We start from the raw sequence: 20,540 nt of genomic DNA on the forward strand, positions 1-20,540 counted from the left end.
TTACATCACCTTCTTATTCTTCTTACTCATAGCCTTCGCACTCACCCAGAAAAGTATAAATCCTGAAAGGATGGTGAGTAATCCAAAAATCGAAAAAGCACGCAATAAGTAATTGGAAATATTATCTCTGCTTTCAAAATCCATCGTGTGCATCATCCATAGAAAATCAAAAATTCTCCATTTTTCATTCCTAAATTTCTGAATCGTTCCTAATTCTGTGGCAACATACACTGTCGTTTTACTCGGATGTTCAAAAGTAACAGCATAAGCGGGTAAAGCTTGTTCACGGTACTCATGGTGTCCGTTTGTGGATGTTAAGTATTCCACATTTCTGATTTCTGCTTCTTCCGAAAAACCTTTTTTTGCTACTTCGATGGCTTCTTCTTTCGATAAAGCTGGTCTGATTTTGCCAGTTTCAGCATCTGCTAATTGGATTTTCTTGCCTCTATCATGTTCTTGAGAATAGGTAATTTGATAAGTAGCTTTCCCTAAAAGCTGAATCAGTTTTATATCAAAAATAAAATTAACGGAATCCTTTTGCTTTATTTGTTGAATAACTGTCTGTGGATTAGCCAATTGAATATTGACACTGAGCGGATGAATATGGGCTTTTTGATGGTCGCCATGTATTTCGTCCATATCCGACCAACTGAAATACAAACCTCCAATCGTCCAAAATAAAAATTGAATGCCAAGTACTAAACCTAAGTAACGGTGAATTTTACGAATGCGAAAATGGAAAGATTTTTTCAAAGGATTATATTTTTTATGATATCTAAAATAAAGATAAAACAATGTTTTTTATCCGATACTGCTAATAAATTAAAGCCCTAAGCTCAAATATAAATTGAGAGCATAGGGCTTTCGAATTATTGGTTGATTAATGTCTCTTTCACAGAACCACATGTCATCATTTTTTTACCAAAATATGGATTAGCAATAGCTTTTTGTTCACTTAACCAAAAGCCTCCTTTGTTATCAAATGCCATCGGACAATAGTCGTAATATACAACTGTATCTGTAATTTTAAAAGATTTAACCATTGCAAAAATGTTTTTTGATAAATCTCCAAAATGGTCTCTTTGATGTTCTACACTTTCTGTTTCTGTAATGTGTTCTGCATCAAAAAGAAGATGCTTTGCGAGTTTTTTGAATACTTCATTTTGCACACTGGTTAATTTCTGACTGTCAACGGCTTTCAATGCGCTTAGTAATGTTTTTGCTTTTTCATTAGCCGTTTTTCCATCTGTCGCTACAAGGGCATTTTTTACTCCATAATAAGCTAATAATACATTATTCATTTGCTTTTTTACGGTTTCGTCTGTTTTCCCAATGTCTGTAACACTCATATCTTGTGCTGAAACAGCTTCTTTTTTATGATGGTCGTGCTGACTAAAAGTGGCATTACTGATGCCTATTAATAATGCTAATAAGCTGATTTTAAAAGTCTTCATGTTTTTTAGAGTTAAATATTAATAAGAATTTTAATTTACTTGAATACTGTTCAAAAAATCATAAATTTTTAAAATTATAATTTTAAGGTAATGCCATTTGGTTTTTGTCCGACGGAAAGATCTTTTGTTTTTGTATGCGTCTTTACATCAATAATAGAAAGTGAGGCCGATTCTTGGTTAGTAATATAGGCTGTCATATTATTAAAAGCGATTGCATGTGCTCCAGCAGCCGTTGAGAAACTTCCTCCTTTCATGAACATTTTCATAGCTGTATCATAAGTCCACCAATGAACTTTACCATTCATTGGGTCAGTTACCCATAATTCTTTTGTATCGTTATGAAAAGCAGCAAAGCCTGGCATAAAACCCAAAGTAATTGTTTCAACAACTTTCAATGTTTTTACCTCTATAATACTAATACTTTGTCCATCTTCATTGTCCACATACATTCTATTATCAGAACCAATCCAAGCGCCTACTGGATTTTTTCCAACGGGAATCGTCGCTAAAATTGTTTTTGTATTTGGGTCGATAGCCATTACTGTATTATCCATGCCATTTGCTACAAAAGCTACTGTTCCATCTGCTGAAAATGTTACTTCGGCAGGTTCTTTACCGACAGTAATCGTATTTTTAAGGTTTAAAGTTTGAGCGTCATAGACCAAAATTTTACCCATTTCACTCATTTGAGAAGTCCAAATTTCCTTTCCATCCAAAGTATAAATGACATTATGATTGGACATAGGCAAAGCAATTACTTTTTTTACTAAACCTGTTTTTGCATCTAATAAAGCTACTTTGCCTTCCATCGTCATGGTTGTATTATGCGATTCACTTAAATCCATTCCGGGAGCAGCAATTGCTAATGTACTTTTATCAGGGCTTAAATAAACATGATGAGGATATTGTAAGAATTTCCCCATGTTCATTCCATCACTTGACTTTTCGGTCAATTGTACCAAACCCGCTAATTCATTGATATTAAGATTGATAATAGACATCGTGCTACTTTCCCCGTTAATGACATAAGCTACAGGATAATTAATGTTCAATACAGGACTTGCCGTATTTTCAGAAGAATTACAACTCGTTAGCACTCCGCTAATCAATGCGATTGCAGAAAGCGTTATTATTTTATTCATGATTTCTAATAATTGAAAATTCAAAGACTCTCTTGTGGATTAAATAGCTTTTCCTTCTACTTCAGAAGAAGCGACAAAGGTTATTTTGCAGCATAGATTGATTAATCAGCTTTTTACACTGTGTCTGTAAAAATCAAATAAGGAAAGACTGAATAAAAATTAGGAGATTGATGCCAGCAAGTGGCGGGGATGATTTGAAGAAAGAAAACGTTTCAAAAAAATGTATATAGGAAGCATTAAAACTCCAAGTAAAGGGTGTGCTAATCCATACAAGTGGATTAATCTTAAAATCAATAGAAGTTCCGTGCGAGGAACTTGTTGAAATTTTAATCTTAGAAATATGGTCTTCGCAACATTTCTTAGGCTTTATAATTCCACAACTTACTTTTTGGGTAGGTACTATTTTTTTGGCACAACAAGTTTTAGGGCTTGAAAAAAGGAAAATCTGTCTTCCTTTAAATTTACATAAATGTTCCGTTACTGTCAATCCTGTACTGGCAAACAATACTTGGAAAGACATCATGAAACAAAATATGCGAATTAGCCAGTTTTTCATCTTACTACAAAGATAACCATCATTCAAGCTTTATTTCTTTACATCAATCTTCAATAATGTTACATAATTTTCAGAATTGGGCATTTTCAATTTTTTTCTGTTTTATATTCTATTTTTGTCTCCCTGTTGCACTACATTTTTCCCTAATTTACCGTCCAAATCCTTATACTTCATCTAAAATTATGTGCGACCAACATTCAACCATACATTCTCATGAACATTCAGACCATGAAGAACATAATCATACCGAACATAACCACAGTGAAAATAATGACTGGCAAGAGTATTTTCCAGCGATTGTTTCTGGGCTTTTACTTTTGATAGGTATTTTACTCGATAATTATCATGCTCAGTTTTTTACCCAAAAAATTCGTTTAATTGGGTACTTAATTGCCTATTTTCCAGTAGGATTTCCTGTTCTTAAAAGTGCGTTTAATAGCATTAAAAGAGGCGATATTTTTAATGAATTTTTCTTGATGGGCTTAGCAACGATTGGAGCATTTGGCATTGGCGAATATCCAGAAGGCGTTGCTGTGATGCTGTTTTATACCATTGGCGAACTGTTTCAAGGAGCAGCCGTAAAACGTGCTAAAGGTTCAATCAAGGCTTTGTTGGATGTTCGTCCTGATAAAGTTTCAGTAAAAAGAGATGGGAAAATTGTCATTGTCAACCCAGCAAAAGTAATGATTGGAGAAATTATACAAGTGAAATCAGGAGAAAAAGTAGCTTTGGATGGAATTCAAATGACTGAATTGGCTACTTATAACACAGCAGCTTTGACGGGCGAAAGTATGCCAGAAACTAAACAAAAAGGCGAGATGATTTTGGCAGGGATGATTAATTTGGATACACTTACTGAAATCCAAGTTAATACTGCTTTTAAAGATACAAAGCTTTTTAAAATTTTGGAAATGGTGCAAAATGCCACTGCCCGAAAATCACAAACGCAATTGTTTATTTCAAAATTTGCCAAAATTTATACCCCAATTGTATTTGCTTTAGCTGTTTTGATTACTTTACTCCCTTACTTTTTTGTAGAAAATTACCTATTTCAAGATTGGCTTTATCGTGCATTGGTATTTTTGGTAATTTCTTGTCCTTGTGCTTTGGTGGTTTCTATTCCGCTTGGATATTTCGGAGGAATCGGGGCGGCTTCGCAACATGGAATTTTGTTCAAAGGAGCTAATTTTCTGGATGTGATGACTAAAGTAAATGCTGTGGTGATGGACAAAACAGGAACACTCACCAAAGGGAATTTTAAGGTCCAACAAATTGAAATTGCAGGAAATGAAGAGAAAAAGATATTAGAAAAAGTAGCTTTATTAGAAAGTAAATCAAGCCATCCTGTTGCCAAAGCGATTGTTGATTATGTAAAACATACTCTTTCTGAAAATGCTTTAAGTGAGTTTAAGGAGATTTCTGGGCATGGTTTAATCGGGAAAATATTAGGTGATGAAGTAATGGCAGGAAATTTAAAGCTTTTGAAAAAGTATCAAATTCCATATCCGACAGCATTAGAAGAAATCGAAGAAACCATTGTTGTAATAGCCATTAATAAAGTATTTATAGGTTATATTTTAATTGGAGATGAAATAAAAATGGATGCCAAACAGGCAATTGCAAATTTGCAAAAACTCAATATCAAAACTGTAATGCTTTCGGGAGATAAAAATGCTGTTGTAGCAAAAGTTGCAAAAACTTTAAACATGAGTAATGCCTTTGCTGAATTATTACCTGAAGACAAAGTACAACATTTACAGACTTTAAAAGACCAACATTTTACGGTTGCTTTTGTAGGCGATGGCATTAATGATGCACCTGTCATAGCGCTGTCGGATGTGGGGATTGCGATGGGTGGAATGGGTGCTGACGCAAGTATTGAAACGGCAGATGTGGTTATTCAAAACGACCAACCTTCTAAAATTGTTACGGCAATTCATATTGCTAAAGCGACGAAAATGATTGTCTGGCAAAATATTTCTTTGGCTTTTGGCGTAAAAGTATTGGTGTTAATTCTTGGTGCTGGCGGACTGGCAAATATGTGGGAGGCTGTTTTTGCCGACGTTGGTGTGGCTCTTTTAGCGATACTGAATGCAGTCAGAATTCAGAGAATGAAGTTTTAGATAATAAAATGAATTACAGGCTAGTTTCAATTTTGTGAACGGAAAGACACAATTTTGAAACTAGCTTAAAGTTTTCTGGGGTTTATATATCTCAAATGTTTTACCTTACCAAAATCTGAATCATTATCTGATAAAAGAATCAAATCATGACAAAGAGCTGTGGCTGCGATAATTGCATCTGGCAATTTTATCTTGATTGATTTTCTAATATCAATTGTCATTTGCACTATTTCTTCTGAAAGTGGATATTCTGTAGAATACTCTATGAATTGACTAATATATTGAACTAACTCTTGGCGATTAGGAGAAAAACCTAATAATTCTATACGACTAATAACCGATATGTAAGCGTTAGCTTCTTCTAAAGTAGTATCAACCAATTCAAGTCCAGCTTCGGATAAATCCTCATCTAAATATTTTCTTACGATATTGGTATCAATTAAATATCTCTTTCCCATTCGTTTCGAATATTATCAAAATAAGTTTTAATCTCTTCTTTATCGGCTAAACTGGCGTTTTTCCAAGCACCACGCAATTTTTCTTTGATATTTTTTTTTGCAATTGTTGCGTAGTTTTCTTTGTCATTTACCTCTTCATCCGTAAACATTACAAAAACTTTAACACGTTGATTGATAGTGGGATTTTCCTTTAGAATAATCTGACCATCTTCATAAATTCCTTCTATTGTCGTTAACATATCTCCTAAGGTTTTATGAATCAAATATACACATTTTAGCTAAAACTTAGGTTCAAGCCATAAAGCTGTTAAGAGTAAAACAATCAACACATACCAAAACCATTCAGGCATGGTTGTTGAAAAAAAATCAGCAGTATTTTCAGCATTGCTGATTTCACTTTCGTTCAAATAAGGTTTAATTACTTTTGCCTTTGCTAAATTACCATTCCTGTCTTCCACATAGATTGACAAGCTATCTTGAAAAGTATTCCAGCCAGCTTTCCTAAAAGTATATTTTGCCACAGCAGACAATGGATTTATGCCTGACTGTGTTGTAGCAACAGTATCTTTTTCCACCAAAATCAATTCATCTGTATTTTGTTTTGTTTTGATATTGCTTTTAACATCTGCAAAAATCGGAGCGTCAACCTTAATATTATCGTTTGAGGATGGATAAAGTGCTTGAAGCGTACTTTGCCAAATTCTTGAATAAGTGATGCTATCACCGCTCAACATCAAAGGAAAACTCTCGTTTAAGAGGCTCACACCTACTTTACCAAATCGTTTTTGAATTGCAATTGGATATTCAAAAATACTCTTCTGGAAAGAACTAACTTCAAATTGATATGGATGCGCCGTTAAATCTTGAGAAATTACTCGATTTTCTTGGTTAGAAATTCTCTTTACTTTCCACTTCATTCCCAAATTTTGATTGATAGCACGAACATCAATATCTGGATTTTCTACATTGATAAATAACACACTTTTACCATCCGAAAAAGCCTTTTTTACCAAAGTATTTCCAGCATTCGAAGGGTCAGTAATGATTATATCTGGAACAAATTTCTTAGCAGTATTAATGGAAAAAGTACTTTGAGTATTCTTCGCAACGGTGGTAATTGTCTCAACTTTATTGCCATTTTTTCCTAACCAATCTGCCAACGTTTTACTTTCAAAGTCGGGATTACTAAGGATAAATAAGAAATTATGAGGCTGATTTTTCAAACTGAAAAAATTGATTTCTTTCACCGACTTCTCTCCTAGTTCTAAATTAATCGCTGTTTTTCCGATAGAAAAATTGGTAAAACCTAATCTGAAAGTATTAAAACCTTTCTCTAATTTGATACTATCCAATACTTGATTCGCATATTTTAGACGAAGTATTTGTGACGTTGAGGAGAAAACTTTTCCATCAATTTGCTGAATTTCACCTTGATAAGTAATACCATTCCAGTGAATTTCTTGTAATTCATCTTCTTGAAAAGATGGAATCCATTGAATAGAATGTTGCTTTATTTTACTCAGTAATTCAGGAGAAGCATCTTCACCCAATAGATAAATTTTGCCAAGCTGATTAATCAATTTTGGATTATCAATTACTTGTCTGTTGAATGATTTTTGCGAAAATACTTCTGTGATTTTCAGGCTATCCTTAACCTTTTGAATGGTTGATTGAGGAACATTTTCGCTTACCAACAATACTTTATTGCTATCTAATGATTTTTCAATACTTGGGTTAATAAACAGTAAGAGTACTACTGCCCAAAGTAAAATATTTAAAGAAATTTTCAGCCAAAATCTCAACGTAGAACTAGGTTTGTTCCGTTTTAAAGCAAAAATTTGTACCAACAATAATATCAACAAGGCTAAAACAATAAGCCAGTCGAAAGTACTGAAAGTATTAACGTTTATAAGATTTAATATCATTGATGAATTTTATTTTATTGGAATAAAATTCAGCGTAAATCAGCGAATTTTATCTCCATAATCAGCGAGTAAAAATTATTCCTTTTATAAAGACGAACTCATATTCTTCCAAAAAGCTTTCTCTAATTTCTTTTCGCCCGTATAATTCAACCCTTTTGGATTGTTTTTATTTGGTAGAGTTTTGCCGATTAATTGGTAAAGTTTGTTTTGCAAGCTAATGGTTTCTGCTTCGGACAAATTTTTATCATTCATCATTTTCTGCAAAGCAGTCAAAATCGACCAACTATTCAAATTCGTATTCATGATTTTTGAACTCATCAAAGTGCCCAATAAAAGTACTTTTTGTTTGTTCGTCGCTGACAGTTTTTGGCTTTCTGCTTTGGTACTTACAATACCAATTACTTCCGAAATCAAACTTTCAATTTGTTGTTGAGAATAGCTTTTTTCGAAAGTAAATTTCTCGTTAAATTTTGTCAATTCTCCCGTTAAACGTTTTTCTTTTTCTTTAATCGGTGGTGGGTCAAAACTGGTCTTTTTCACAAAAGTACGAGCTTTATGTTGTGCCGATTTTAAATACTCTAACGCCTTCTTTTCAAATGGAATCGCCTTTTCTGGTTCGTACATTCGCAAATGCAATTCCGATTGCCACATTTGTTCCAAAGCCATTTTTAGTAAACTTCTGGTCGATTGCTCGTAAAAAGTATTGGCTTCACCATCATCGTGCGAGTGTACATAATCTGCCAACAAACTTGCCAAAGGGTCTTTGTTATCTGCTTCAGATTTATTTCCTCCATGCTCGTGTTCCTCATGTTTTTCGCCTGCTTCATGGTCATGTTCACCTTCGTCATGCGCATGGCGAAAGCCTTTTAACAAATCTCCTCCAGCTTCATTTTCATTAGGTAAAGCGTTGGCTGAACCGATAGAATTTTCAAATTCTTCGCCTAAATATTGTCCGTAGCGCAATCTAAGGGCTTTTTGGTCGAAACCAATTTCATTTGAAGTACTGTTAAATTCTTTGGCTGGTAGCTTTTTCCTTTTGGCAATTAACTTTTCAGTATCAATGATAATTTGTCGTTGACTTCTAAAATACTCTGGCATAATATTCATTGCCATCGTTGCTAAATCACTTTCTTCTACTTGTGTGGTGTCTTTGTAAACGATAAAATAAGTATCCGATTTAGTATAATTTGGAGTCGGACGTTTATTGTCGAAAGCTGCCCAATAGTAATATAACTCATCGCCTGGGGCAAAATTTAAAGCTTTTAAATCAATGTTTTTTATCACATTACTTTGCTTAAAATTGCTATTTGTAATCGGTATTTTCACTTCTCTAAACTTTACATTTTCGCCAGAACCTCTTGCCAAAGTAGCAACAATAAATGCCTGATTTACCAAAAAATCATCTGATATTTTTGCCGAAATCTGTACATTTTTAGCATCTTTCAAAAAGTGTAATTTGTATAATTCTTTAGAACTTGGTTCAATTTTGGGTGCTAAATCAGGAATGGCTTCTAAACGATAATAGTCTGATTGATAAATCAATGAATCTTTCCAATAAGCCTTAAAAGCGTATAAACCCGAACTCAAAAGTTCATCAGAATATTCAAAAATCTCTTTATTCTTCTTGAAAGTAATTTCTCCACCTTGATTATTGGTCAATTTTACGGTTACATTTTCACTATTTGAAAAAGACAATTGCCATTTCAAGAGCGAACCTGCAATGGCTGAAGCATTCATGTTTTGACTTTCAATAATTTTTAAACCTGTATAAGTTGGTGGCTGAATTATTAAGCTTGCTTTTGTGAATATTGGAACATTAATTTTCTTACTATCAGCACTTTGTGGTTTATTTTCTTGTAGAAAACTATCTTCTTTCTTACTTGAAAAATTTGGAAAGAAAGCATACAAAAGCCAAGAAGCAGTGAAAATAGCAACATATAAAATGAGCTTTTTATTAAAAACCCAAGGCATTTGAAAATGCTCATTTGAAAAAATTCGCTCTAATTGTAATTGTTCTGCCAAATTGGGATTTTCAACCGTTAATAATTCAAGGCTATATTCAGTATTTGTAATTTTTTGGTGAATCAAGTGAATGGTTTCTATGCTTTTGTCTTGAAAAAATTTTGTAAAATAAGCCATTAACAACAAGGAAATTACAAAAGCAATTATAGCAAATGAACTTGATTGAAGTAAAAGTAATACCGCAAAATATGCCGAACCAGCCACCAATAAACACCTCAAACCAGCCATAAAATACAGCTGAAATTTGACTTTCATGATGATTTGTTTAAGTTGATTCATGAGTTTTTATAAATGGCAATCCATCTTTCTAAGGCTAAGAGTAATACAAAAAATAATAATAAAGACTTTGAAACCCAGTCGTTTGATATTGCTTTGAAATACTTATGCGCTTTAAATAATGAATTGAGTTGTTGATGACTTAATGATTTGTATTCATTTTGTAAACCAAAATGTTGAATGATTTTTTCGCCTAAAAATTCTGGAAAAAGTCCTTCAAATACCATTTCAGAGCCTTGTGAATTTAATAAACTAGGAATGAGTACTTGATTAGATTTTTCTTCCAAAAGTTTCCACTTAACAGTATTTGAAAAAATATAAAGCGTGTTATCAGACAATGTTTTTTCTGGGAAATGACTACTAAAAACGATGTCGTAAGCAATATTAGGCTTACTTTTTTCAGACAAATCAAACTCTAATTGATACGTTTGAGCCAAAGCTTCTAATGTAGCTTTGATACTTTGCTTTTCGCCATTATCTTGATTTTCAATTAATACTTTTATTAAACCTGAATGTTTTGATGAACCTTTTTCGATACTTTCAGGCGCTAAAGTCAAGAGTTTGTTTGAACCGATAAGTATTCTTTTATTATTGATGAATCCTAAATATGGTCTGACTTGTTGGCTGGTATCAATTAAGCTATGCAGCACAAAAGTATTTGGCACAAAAATATGCGGTAGCGTTTGTAGTGATTCTGAATTGATGAAGTATAAATTAATCTGCTCTTTGTCAATTACTTCTGCTAATTGATTCAAGCTTTTTTGAAGCAATCCTCCATCTAGATTTTCATTTTGTGGAGTTTGCTGTAAGTCAGTAATTGGCAATAATTTCTCAGAAATCCAATAACATTTTTCTCCTTTTTTTAAAGCTTCTTGCAGTTCAAATTTATAATTTTCAGTAATAAAAGCTTTGGCTTGTACCAAATGTACTTTCTTATCTGCTTGATGACTCCCGAAAGTGTTTAGAAAAGGTTTGCTCAGTAAAAAACAAAGTAGCAGTAATAATAAGCATCTGAGCAAAAGCAACAAAATATTGTCTAATCGAATGCCTCTGGATTGTTGAAGATTTTTTTCGATTAGCCAGTTTGTGGCTGCCCAATATATTACTTTTCCTTTTTTTTGATGCCAAAAATGGATAATAATTGGCACAGCAATCGCCAATGTTCCCCAAAGCATCAAAGGATTTAATAATTCCATTTTATTTGCTTTATGCAATAAGCTTTAGGCTGTATGCAAATCAAAGTATAGTATAATTTTAAAAATTTCCATTTCAGAACAAGGTGTTTTAGCCTAAAGCCTATAGCTTACAGCCTAAAGCACAGTATTACCCTTTCCTTTTTTTCAAAGATTCGCTGATGATATTGGCGATGGGTTCTCCCAGATTTGCCCTAAGTAAATAGACAAAAGGTATCTGCAAAGCTGTTTCTAAATTTTTCAGGTAAGTCTGCGCATTTTTAATTACTTCTGCTTTGATACTTTCAGCTTGTAACTCAACTTCTTTACCTGTTTCTAAATCTTTGAAACGATAAAAGCCTTTTAAATCAAAATCCGTTTCTTGCTTGCCAAGTACCTGAAAAGCCATTATTTCTCGATGAGGGTTGGCTAAATTTTTTATCAAATTCAACCACTCTTCATTGATTTGTAGAAAGTCAGAAACGAAAATGACAACTTCTTTCTGCTTTTGTTGAAAAACAGGAAATTTTGGATTCTGATTTTGCCAATCGCCTTTGGCTTCAGCTTTTTCAAGTTCATACAAAATTCTTTGAAAAGACTGTTTCCCAGAACTTACTAAAGTTTGTACTTCTCCATTTTGCAAAGTGTACAAACTCATCATATCACCTTGACGATAGCCCAAATAAGCCAAAGAAGCCAGAAGAATTTTAGCATATTGTAAACGACTGACACCATCTTCAACATAATTCATCGAGCCAGATAAATCTATAATTAGCCTAAGATGATAATTACTTTCTGTGGAAGATTCACGGACTAAATGTTTTTGTGTTCTAGCATAAAGTTTCCAGTCGATTCTTTTAGGGTCATCGCCAGCTTGATAATGCTTGTATTGTTCAAATTCTATTCCGTAGCCAAAGCGTTTACTGTGGTGAATGCCCAACATTAGCTCTTCACTGACTAATCTACCAGCCAATTGTAGGTTGTTGAGTTTTACTAATTCGTTTGATAATAATGCCATAATTATTTCAAATTTTTCAATAATTCAGCAATCACATCATCCGTAGTAATTCCTTCGGCGTCTGCCCTAAAATTCAGTGAAACTCTATGTCTTAGAATCGGAAAAGCAAGTGTTTCGATGTCTTCTGGTAACACAGAAAAACGTTCGTTCAAAACGGCTCTGGCTTTGGCACAGAGTACTAAGGCTTGTCCTGCACGTGGTCCAGCGCCCCAATCGCACCATTGTTTTACAAAAGTTGAAGATGTACTTGCTGGACGAGTAGAGCGTACAATTTGATTAATTTTTACAATCAATTCTTCACTAATATGTACCTGACGAGTCAATTGCTGTAAAGTAATAATGTCTTCATCAGACATCACGGTTTGAAGGTTTTGTTTGCCTACTCCAGTAGTACTTTTTAATACTTGTAATTCCTCTGTTTCTGAAGGATAGCCCAGTTTGATGTATAATAAAAAGCGGTCTAATTGCGCTTCAGGAAGCGGATAAGTACCCGCTTGTTCGATTGGGTTTTGCGTGGCAATAATCAAGAAAGGCTTGGGCAAATCATAATTTGTACCTGCATAAGTTACTTTATATTCTTGCATCGCTTCTAGCAAAGCTGCTTGTGTTTTGGGAGGTGTACGGTTAATTTCATCCGCCAAAACAATATTTGCAAAGATTGGGCCTTTATTGAATTTGAAGAATTTCTTGCCTGTTTCGTGGTCTTCCTCCAAAATTTCAGTTCCTACAATATCACCAGGCATTAAATCTGGCGTAAATTGTACTCTCTTGAATTTCATTTCCAACGCTTCTGAAATGGTTTTTACCATCAGCGTTTTTGCCAAGCCGGGAACGCCTTCCAATAAACAATGTCCACCTGCTAAAAGTGAAATCAAAATTTCATCAATTGCTTCTTCTTGTCCGACAATAACTTTGGCAATTTCTTTTTTGAGTAATGGCAATTTAGCCACCAATGTTTTATAATAAGTAAGGTCTTTATTTTCCAATGTCTATACTGTTAGTGCGTATTGAATGATATTTACTCCAAATTTTGTATTGTCTTCTGCGAGCCATCGCTTATTTCGGAAGTCATAATCCCATTCACAGCCGTAATCTTTATTACTGTACAAAACGCCAATTCTACCATTGATGGTGATGGCTTTTAAATAATCATGAACAAGGTCATCTCCCCAACCGTTTAGCTCAAAACTGGTTGTTGGCGGGCCTTCAAAATGGAAAAAGCAATTGTAAATTGGATGAGTATTCGGGATTTTCTGTAAGGCTTTTTCTCCAAATGTTCTTCCCATTTCTTGTTCGAAAGATTTGGCAAAAAGTCCGTCAATATCGTGATTACAATCATCTACAAATACAAAACCTCCGTTTTCTACATATTTGCGAAAATTGTCTCTTTCTTTACTGGAGAATTCTACCAATTTATGACCACTCAAATAGCAGAAAGGACTTTTAAAAAGCTCATTACTGCTCAGTAAAACTACTTTCTCTTTTTCATCAATGGGAATGGTTGTATATTCTACCAAAGAATTAAGGATATTTGAAGGCATTCGTTGGTCAGTATCCCAATCTCCAGAAGTATATTGAATTCTTGTAAAAATAAATGGTTTCATAATTTTTTATTGCTTTGAGCGATGAGCTTTGAGAATTGAGCCTTAAATTTTAACTTATAATTATGGCTCAATTCTCATGACTTAAAGCTGAAAAAAAGCTCAAAGCTCCTAGCTCAATGCTTACGGCTTTTATACCGCATCCGAAAGTGATGAGAAGGTAAATTCTCTGATTTTCATTGGCGGTACCATGTAATTTTGATTCGATTCTGTACTGACTACACGCTCTGTTTTTCCTAACATTTCAAGGTTGTTAAGCATAATAATCGGACTTTCGTTGAATCTGAAATTTTTGATTGGATACTTAATCTTTCCATCTTCAATGTAAAAAGTACCGTCACGAGTAAGACCAGTTTGTAATAATGTTTGTGGATCTACAGAACGGATGTACCAAAGTTTTGTAACCAAAATACCTCTTTGAGTACTTTTAATCATTTCTTCTAAAGTGGCTGTTCCACCCGTCATAATCATGTTATTTGGAAAAGGAACAGGTTTTACACCTTTTTCTTTTGCCCAATATCTTGAATAAGAAAGATTTTTAACCACACCTTTGTCAATCCACATCAATTTTTCTTGTGGTAAACCATCTCCTGACCAAGATGATGCGGGTAATTCTGGATGAGTTGGGTCTGAGAAAAAAGTCACTCTTTCATCAACAATTTTTTCACCAAGTTTTGTTTTGCCACCCGGTTTACTGAAAAATGAACGACCTTCGTCTGCACTACGGGCATCCATATCGAAGTAGATATTTTCTAATAAAACCACTGCCGCAGTTGGTTCTAAAATCACGGTATATTTACCTGGTTCTAAAGCTCTTGCTCCTTTTGAACCCAATGATTTTTGCATTGCAATTTTAGTCGCTGCCGCAGTGTCTAATTTATTGACGTCGCTATAACCTTTGGCAACATAGCCAGAACCTGTACCATCTTCTGTACGAACTGTCAATGAAAAATTCACATTGGTACTTTTGTAATAAGCAAAAAGTCCTTTAGAATTCATCATGGCTGTATAGCCTTTTTGGTCTTCTAAAAAGCCAGCAGCAACCAATTTTTGTTCTCTGGATAATTTCAAACTTTTACTAACTGCCTCAGCACGAGTATCAGGTGAAACGCTAGCGGTTGAATCGAAATACCCATTCGATTTAATATAAGTTTGCGGTCCTAACAAACCTACATATTCAGGATTTTCAGGAGCTAATTGTGCTAATTCTTCTGAACGACGCACTACTTTTTCCAAAGAAGCATCATCAAATTCATCAATTGTTGCAACGCCTACTTTTTTCCCAAAGGCTGATTGCACAGATAAATTTTGATTAGTTAAAGCACCACTCGTGGATACTTCGTTGCGAGCATAGCGGATGTTTCCACGTATTTCGCCCGACAGATTTACTTCACATTCATCTGCCTTTGAATACTTTAAAACCTTTTCTAACAAGGTTTTAGCTTCACTTTCGGTTAATATGACTGACATTTTGTTTCGAGATTAAAGAGTTTTATAAGCTTTAAGTTATGAGCTTTAAGCTTTTTTATTACTCAGATGCTTTATAAAGAACTCAAAGCTAATGGCTCGTAGCTCATTGCTTCCTATATCTTACGTGCTGTATTAATTACATTTACGCCATTAAAACGAGCTGTTGAACTGCCATGTGAAACAGCACTTGATTGCGAAGGCTGACCTTTTCCATCAAAGAAAGAACCACCCAAACGGTAATCACGCTCATCGCAAACTTGTACGCAAGAATTCCAGAACTCCTGAGTATTTGATTGATAAGCCACATCTTTTAGCATTCCTACAATTTTTCCATCTTTAATCTCATAATACAATTGTCCGCCAAATTGGAAGTTATAACGCTGTTGGTCAATTGAGAATGAACCATCGCCAACAATATAAATTCCTTTTTTAACATCTTTAATCATTTCTTCAACCGACAAAGGTGTTTTGCCTGGAGCCAGCGAAACATTTGCCATACGTTGAAACTGTACCGACGACCAGCTATCTGCATAGCAACAACCATGAGATTCTTTTTCACCGATAATATGGGCTTGGTCACGAATGGCTTGATAATTAACCAAAGTACCGTCTTTTACTAAATCCCATTGTTTAGTTTTTACTCCTTCGTCGTCCCAACCTACAGCACCTAGCGAACCTACTTGTGTTTTATCAGCAAATAGATTTACTTGTTTACTTCCATAGTTGAAGTTTTTACTTTGCCATTTATCTAAAGTCGCAAATGAAGTACCTGCAAAATTGGCTTCATAACCCAAAACACGGTCAAGTTCCAATGGGTGACCAACTGATTCGTGAATTGTTAACCAAAGGTGAGATGGGTCTAGTACTAAATCATACTTGCCAGCTTCCACAGATTTTGCGGTTAATTTTTCTTTGGCTTGTTTTGAGGCAGCGATAACGTCTTCCAACATATCGTAACCTTTGTTGTAGCGAGTAGTTATTCCTGTAATTTTATCGCTTGGATTGGTTTGAAGATATTCGTAACCCATTCCCATTGGAGCGCTCAATGTACGGCGAGTTTCAAATTTTCCAGATTTAGGGTCGATAGTCGTTACATTAAAAATCGGCCAAATTCTGTGAATGTCTTGGTCGATATACGAACCATCCGAAGAAGCAAAATACTTTTGTTCGTTCACTAAAAACATCACTGAGTTTACGTAATTAGCCCCATTCTTCATAGCGGCATCATTTACACCCAATAGTAAATCAACTTTTTCTTTAATCGGTACTTCAAAAGCATTTTTTTGGATGGGCGCTTTCCAGCTTACTTCTCCAAAACCTTTTTGTGGAGCTAATTGAACAGGTTGGGTCATCAATTTAGCATTTGCTTTGGCAATCGCAACAGCCTCTTCAGCTGCACGAGCGGTATCAGCTTCAGATTTAGCATCTACCACGGCAGCAAAACCCCAACAACCATTGGCAATTACTCTTACGCCTACACCATAAGATTCGGTGTTGACAATGTTTTGAACTTTGTCTTCACGAGTAACTACGAATTGATTGAGATAACGCCCAATTCTTACATCTGTGTAAGTTGCGCCTTTGGCTTTGGCAGCATTAAGAGCAGCATCAGCTAATCTTTTTTTGATGGCTACATCTACAGTACCATCCAAAAGAGCTTCTGCGGAAACAGGCCTTCCGACTATTGGGATATTTGGTAGCATCATTGCTCCCATTCCCAAGCCTGACATTTGAATAAAATCTCTTCTTTTCAAAGTTTTTTTAGTTTTTAGTTGAAATAGATATAAGAAAAAACACTTATAAAAAAGCTAAGAAATTATACTTATTAAATCTTTTAAAATGATGCTAAAAGCTAATAATACATCCCTAAAACTCCTTTGGCGAGTTTTTCCAAATACCTAAATATATTGTTTCTGATGAAGTAATAAGTACTTTGAAATGATGATTTTGATGAATGGTTAAATAAAGAAGGTGAATGGTCTGAGTTTTCAGCCATTCACCTTCATCAACTAAACTGCATCAGATAAACTACTGAAGGTAAAGTCTCTTATTTTTAAGGGAGGAACCAAACTACCTCCAATACGCATTGGTGCACCCATTGCTTCTAAATTATTAAGCATAATTACTGGGCTTTCGTTGAAACGGAAATTCTTGATTGGATATTTAATTTGTCCTTTTTCGATATAAAAAGTACCGTCACGAGTAAGTCCTGTGTAAAGTAACGTTTGTGGATCAACCGCACGAATGTACCAGAAACGAGTAACCAAAATACCTTTTTCAGTTCCTTTAATCAAGTCTGCCAACGATTCCGAACCTCCAGCCATGATAAATCCTGATGGTGGTGGTGTAGCTTTTACACCTTTTTTCTCTGCCCAAAATCTTGAATAAGTAAGATTTTTAACGACTCCATTTTCTATCCAATAGATTTTTTCTTGTGGACGACCATCACCCGAAAAACCAGCTTTGGGAATCTCAGGATTACTTGGGTCTGAATAAATATTGACTCTTTCGTCAAATAATTTTTCTCCTAAACGAATACCGCCACCTTTTTTGCTCAAGAAACTTCTGCCTTCGTCAGCATTTCTTGCGTCCATGCTTCTCATCATATTTTGCAATAAATCAATCGAAGCAGCAGGTTCAAGAATTACAGTATATTTTCCCGGTTCCAAAGCCTTTGCTGAACTTGAAGCCAATGCCTTTTGCATCGCAATTTCAGTTGCAGATTTAGTATTAAGTTTTGAAGCATCGTTGAAATCACGAATGGCATAACCAGAACCTAAACCGTCTGCTGTACGCACCGTAATTGAAAAATCAATCGAAGTAGATTTATTATAGGCAAAAAGGCCTTTGCTATTTCCCATAGCATTAAATCCTGAAGAATCTTCTAAATAACCCGCTGCTGTTAAACCTTTTTTAGAACAAGGGTCGATACTTTCAAATGCGGCTTTTGCACGATAATCTGGGTCGATTTTAGCCGTACTTTCAGAAAAAGTACTTGTTTCTAAATATGTTTGAGGTCCAAGCATCGGTACATATTCAGGATTTTCTGGGGCTAATTTGGCAATTTCTTCGGCTCTTCTAACGGTTTTTTCTAATGATTTATCATCAAATTCGTTGATAGTTGCTGTACCTGAACGTTTGCCAAATACTGCAGTTACTGCCAAAGAAAGGTCAAGTGATTCCCCACTTGTTGAAACAGAGTTTCTAGCATAACGAATATTTCCTGTGCGACTACCACTCAGCGACACACTCATTTCGTCTGCTTTTGAAAAGGCTAAAACCTTGTCTATGATTTTTTTAGCTTCTTCTTTTGTTAATATAATTGACATGTTTTTTTGCGGGATTAAGTTGAAAGCTGTGAGCTATAAGCTATGAGCTTTTTTTAAACTTTAAGCTTTCGAGTCATGAGCTACGAGCAAAGCTCATGGCTCAAAACTCACAGCTAATAGCTATATTTTACGTCCTGTGTTAATCACATTTACACCGTTGAAACGTGTTGTCGAACTTCCATGAGAAACAGCACTTACTTGTGAAGGCTGACCTTTTCCATCGAAGAAAGAACCAAAAGTACGGTAGTCGTCTTTATCACAAATTTGCGCACATGAATTCCAGAATTCTTGTGTATTTGATTGATAAGCGACGTCGTCTAACATTCCAACGATTTCTCCGTTCTTGATTTCATAGAACAACTGACCGCCAAATTGGAAGTTATAACGCTGTTGGTCAATTGAATACGAACCACGACCGATGATGTAAATCCCTTTTTCAACACCCTTAATCATGTCAAAAACACTCAATTTTTCTTTACCAGGACGCAAAGAAACATTTGGCATTCTTTGGAATTGAACTGAATTCCAGTTGTCAGCATAGCAACAGCCATGTGAAGCATTTTCACCTAAAATATTTACTTGGTCACGAGTAGCTTGGTAATTCACCAAAATACCATCTTTGATTAAATCCCATTCTTTACATGGCACACCTTCGTCGTCGTAACCAACTGTTCCTAAAGTATGTGGTTGAGTTTTATCAGCAACAATATTTACTTGCTTACTTCCGTAGTTGAAAGCTTTCGTTTTCCATTTATCCAAAGTAGCGAAACTTGTTCCTGCATAGTTGGCTTCATAACCCAACACACGGTCAAGTTCAGTCGGGTGACCAACCGATTCGTGAATTGTTAAACCTAAGTGATTTGGATCCAGAATTAAATCATATTTCCCAGCCATTACCGACTTCGCAGTCATTTTTTCTTTAGCTTGTTTGGCTGCCATGATAGCATCTTCTACCATATCATAAGAATTGCGGTAGCCAACTAAACCATTTGGAGCAGCAATTTTTTCGCTTGCCAAGCCGTCGAGATATTCATAGCCCATACCCATTGGCGAGCTGATGGCATCACGAGTTTTGAATTTTCCAGCCGCTTTGTCAACCGCCGTTACTGTAAACGTTGGCCAAATACGATGCACATCTTGGTCGATATAAGAACCATCAGAAGAAGCAAAATACTTTTGTTCATTCACTAAAAATAAATTGGAAGTAACAAAGCCAGCACCATTTTTCATGGCTTCGCTGTTTACTTTCATCAACAAATCTATTTTTTCTTGAACGGGTACTTCAAAAGCATTTTTTTGGATGGGCGTTTTCCAAGAAACTTCGCCAACACCTTTTTGCGGAGCAAGAATAACTGGTTCTTTCTGAATTTTTGAATTGGCTTTGGCAATTGCTACTGCGGTTTCAGCACATTTAGCAATGCCTTCTGGCGTAACATCACTCGTTGCTGAAAAGCCCCAAGTGCCGTTAGCAATTACTCTAATTCCTACACCGTACGATTCCGCATTTACAATATTTTGAACCTTGTTTTCACGAGTAAACAAAAATTGTTGTAAATATCTACCGATACGAACGTCGGTATAAGTAGCGCCACGAGATTTAGTAGCATTGAGGGCGATGTCTGCCATTCTTTTTTTGAAAGCTACATCAGCGGCTGGTTCTAGCAAATGTTCTGCCGTAACCATATTTCCCAAAACAGGAACGGACGAGCCCATCATGGCTCCTAAGCCCATACCAGATAATTGGATAAAATCCCTTCTATTCATATTGGGGTTTGTTGATTGAAGTTAAAATTAAATGAGGTAAAATCTTGATGAAATGACTTGTTAAATCAAATTGACAAAACAGTACAGTCTAAAAATAGTAAATAAAAACGCAAAAACCATCTCTTTATTCGACAAAAAGCAGAAGTTTATCGACATCTGTTTGCGATTTTATTCAATTTGCCCCAAAAGTGCATGCTGAAAATAAAAATCTGCTTTTTAATTTTTGAATA

17 protein-coding genes are annotated in these 20,540 nt (G+C 35.0%); 1 reads left to right on the plus strand and 16 read right to left on the minus strand.

Annotated features, from left to right (window positions below):
* The 4 genes from ABID42_RS04330 to ABID42_RS23995 form a co-directional block, all read right to left on the minus strand.
* Positions 1–753, minus strand: a complete 753-nt coding sequence (locus tag ABID42_RS04330; RefSeq protein ID WP_367282603.1) for a hypothetical protein — start codon at positions 751–753, stop codon at positions 1–3.
* 116 nt (positions 754–869) lie between these two features.
* The gene (locus tag ABID42_RS04335; protein WP_367282604.1) at positions 870–1,454 is read right to left on the minus strand and encodes a DUF3347 domain-containing protein; all 585 of its coding nucleotides are present in this window, start codon (positions 1,452–1,454) and stop codon (positions 870–872) included.
* Between the two features lie 74 nt (positions 1,455–1,528).
* Positions 1,529–2,596: a YncE family protein gene (locus ABID42_RS04340; RefSeq protein ID WP_367282605.1), complete on the minus strand. Its 1,068-nt coding sequence runs from the start codon at positions 2,594–2,596 to the stop codon at positions 1,529–1,531.
* 133 nt (positions 2,597–2,729) lie between these two features.
* Entirely contained in the window at positions 2,730–3,152 is a 423-nt protein-coding gene (locus ABID42_RS23995; RefSeq protein ID WP_435521469.1) for an HYC_CC_PP family protein, read from the minus strand.
* A 182-nt stretch (positions 3,153–3,334) separates the two neighbouring features.
* On the opposite strand from ABID42_RS23995, the gene ABID42_RS04345 reads away from it, so the two are divergent.
* A complete protein-coding gene (locus tag ABID42_RS04345) occupies positions 3,335–5,275 on the plus strand; it encodes a heavy metal translocating P-type ATPase (protein ID WP_367282606.1) in 1,941 nt (646 codons plus the stop codon).
* A 65-nt stretch (positions 5,276–5,340) separates the two neighbouring features.
* Here the strand turns inward: ABID42_RS04345 and ABID42_RS04350 are convergent, their stop codons facing one another.
* The 12 genes from ABID42_RS04350 to ABID42_RS04405 form a co-directional block, all read right to left on the minus strand.
* Positions 5,341–5,733, minus strand: coding sequence for a type II toxin-antitoxin system VapC family toxin (locus tag ABID42_RS04350; RefSeq protein WP_367282607.1), 393 nt, complete (start codon positions 5,731–5,733; stop codon positions 5,341–5,343).
* Positions 5,715–5,972 carry a hypothetical protein gene (locus ABID42_RS04355; protein WP_367282608.1) on the minus strand — a complete coding sequence of 86 codons (258 nt, stop codon included), beginning with the start codon at positions 5,970–5,972 and terminating at the stop codon, positions 5,715–5,717. Before ABID42_RS04355 ends, ABID42_RS04350 begins: the two co-directional genes overlap by 19 nt.
* Before the next feature lie 39 nt (positions 5,973–6,011).
* On the minus strand, positions 6,012–7,658 hold the full coding sequence (locus ABID42_RS04360; protein WP_367282609.1) for a hypothetical protein: 1,647 nt from the start codon (positions 7,656–7,658) through the stop codon (positions 6,012–6,014).
* 84 nt (positions 7,659–7,742) lie between these two features.
* Positions 7,743–9,935 (minus strand): hypothetical protein, encoded by a 2,193-nt coding sequence (locus ABID42_RS04365; RefSeq protein WP_367282610.1) that lies wholly within the window; start codon positions 9,933–9,935, stop codon positions 7,743–7,745.
* Positions 9,936–9,955: 20 nt separating this feature from the next.
* Complete coding sequence (locus ABID42_RS04370) at positions 9,956–11,152, minus strand: BatA domain-containing protein (protein ID WP_367282611.1); 1,197 nt, start codon at positions 11,150–11,152, stop codon at positions 9,956–9,958.
* A gap of 127 nt (positions 11,153–11,279) precedes the next feature.
* Entirely contained in the window at positions 11,280–12,146 is an 867-nt protein-coding gene (locus tag ABID42_RS04375) for a DUF58 domain-containing protein (RefSeq protein ID WP_367282612.1), read from the minus strand.
* Between the two features lie 2 nt (positions 12,147–12,148).
* Positions 12,149–13,132, minus strand: a complete 984-nt coding sequence (locus ABID42_RS04380; protein ID WP_367282613.1) for an AAA family ATPase — start codon at positions 13,130–13,132, stop codon at positions 12,149–12,151.
* 3 nt (positions 13,133–13,135) lie between these two features.
* Complete coding sequence (locus ABID42_RS04385; RefSeq protein WP_323257923.1) at positions 13,136–13,750, minus strand: DUF4159 domain-containing protein; 615 nt, start codon at positions 13,748–13,750, stop codon at positions 13,136–13,138.
* Positions 13,751–13,879: 129 nt separating this feature from the next.
* Positions 13,880–15,217, minus strand: coding sequence for a TldD/PmbA family protein (locus ABID42_RS04390; RefSeq protein ID WP_367282614.1), 1,338 nt, complete (start codon positions 15,215–15,217; stop codon positions 13,880–13,882).
* 113 nt (positions 15,218–15,330) lie between these two features.
* A complete protein-coding gene (locus ABID42_RS04395; protein ID WP_323330270.1) occupies positions 15,331–16,971 on the minus strand; it encodes a TldD/PmbA family protein in 1,641 nt (546 codons plus the stop codon).
* A gap of 255 nt (positions 16,972–17,226) precedes the next feature.
* Complete coding sequence (locus tag ABID42_RS04400) at positions 17,227–18,546, minus strand: TldD/PmbA family protein (protein ID WP_323257916.1); 1,320 nt, start codon at positions 18,544–18,546, stop codon at positions 17,227–17,229.
* 120 nt (positions 18,547–18,666) lie between these two features.
* On the minus strand, positions 18,667–20,310 hold the full coding sequence (locus ABID42_RS04405; protein WP_367282615.1) for a TldD/PmbA family protein: 1,644 nt from the start codon (positions 20,308–20,310) through the stop codon (positions 18,667–18,669).
* Positions 20,311–20,540: the final 230 nt, after the last annotated feature.

It is taken from the genome of Arcicella rosea (genome assembly GCF_040543805.1).
Lineage (GTDB): Bacteria > Bacteroidota > Bacteroidia > Cytophagales > Spirosomataceae > Arcicella > Arcicella rosea.

What these genes read in the sequence shown, in the direction of transcription:
- ABID42_RS04335 (WP_367282604.1), bottom strand. Translation starts at nt 1,454, where the DNA reads ATGAAGACTTTTAAAATCAGCTTATTAGCATTATTAATAGGCATCAGT.
- ABID42_RS04340 (WP_367282605.1), bottom strand. Translation starts at nt 2,596, where the DNA reads ATGAATAAAATAATAACGCTTTCTGCAATCGCATTGATTAGCGGAGTG.
- ABID42_RS23995 (WP_435521469.1), bottom strand. Translation starts at nt 3,152, where the DNA reads ATGAAAAACTGGCTAATTCGCATATTTTGTTTCATGATGTCTTTCCAA.
- ABID42_RS04345 (WP_367282606.1), top strand. Translation starts at nt 3,335, where the DNA reads ATGTGCGACCAACATTCAACCATACATTCTCATGAACATTCAGACCAT.
- ABID42_RS04350 (WP_367282607.1), bottom strand. Translation starts at nt 5,733, where the DNA reads ATGGGAAAGAGATATTTAATTGATACCAATATCGTAAGAAAATATTTA.
- ABID42_RS04355 (WP_367282608.1), bottom strand. Translation starts at nt 5,972, where the DNA reads ATGTTAACGACAATAGAAGGAATTTATGAAGATGGTCAGATTATTCTA.
- ABID42_RS04360 (WP_367282609.1), bottom strand. Translation starts at nt 7,658, where the DNA reads ATGATATTAAATCTTATAAACGTTAATACTTTCAGTACTTTCGACTGG.
- ABID42_RS04365 (WP_367282610.1), bottom strand. Translation starts at nt 9,935, where the DNA reads ATGAAAGTCAAATTTCAGCTGTATTTTATGGCTGGTTTGAGGTGTTTA.
- ABID42_RS04370 (WP_367282611.1), bottom strand. Translation starts at nt 11,152, where the DNA reads ATGGAATTATTAAATCCTTTGATGCTTTGGGGAACATTGGCGATTGCT.
- ABID42_RS04375 (WP_367282612.1), bottom strand. Translation starts at nt 12,146, where the DNA reads ATGGCATTATTATCAAACGAATTAGTAAAACTCAACAACCTACAATTG.
- ABID42_RS04385 (WP_323257923.1), bottom strand. Translation starts at nt 13,750, where the DNA reads ATGAAACCATTTATTTTTACAAGAATTCAATATACTTCTGGAGATTGG.
- ABID42_RS04390 (WP_367282614.1), bottom strand. Translation starts at nt 15,217, where the DNA reads ATGTCAGTCATATTAACCGAAAGTGAAGCTAAAACCTTGTTAGAAAAG.
- ABID42_RS04400 (WP_323257916.1), bottom strand. Translation starts at nt 18,546, where the DNA reads ATGTCAATTATATTAACAAAAGAAGAAGCTAAAAAAATCATAGACAAG.
- ABID42_RS04405 (WP_367282615.1), bottom strand. Translation starts at nt 20,310, where the DNA reads ATGAATAGAAGGGATTTTATCCAATTATCTGGTATGGGCTTAGGAGCC.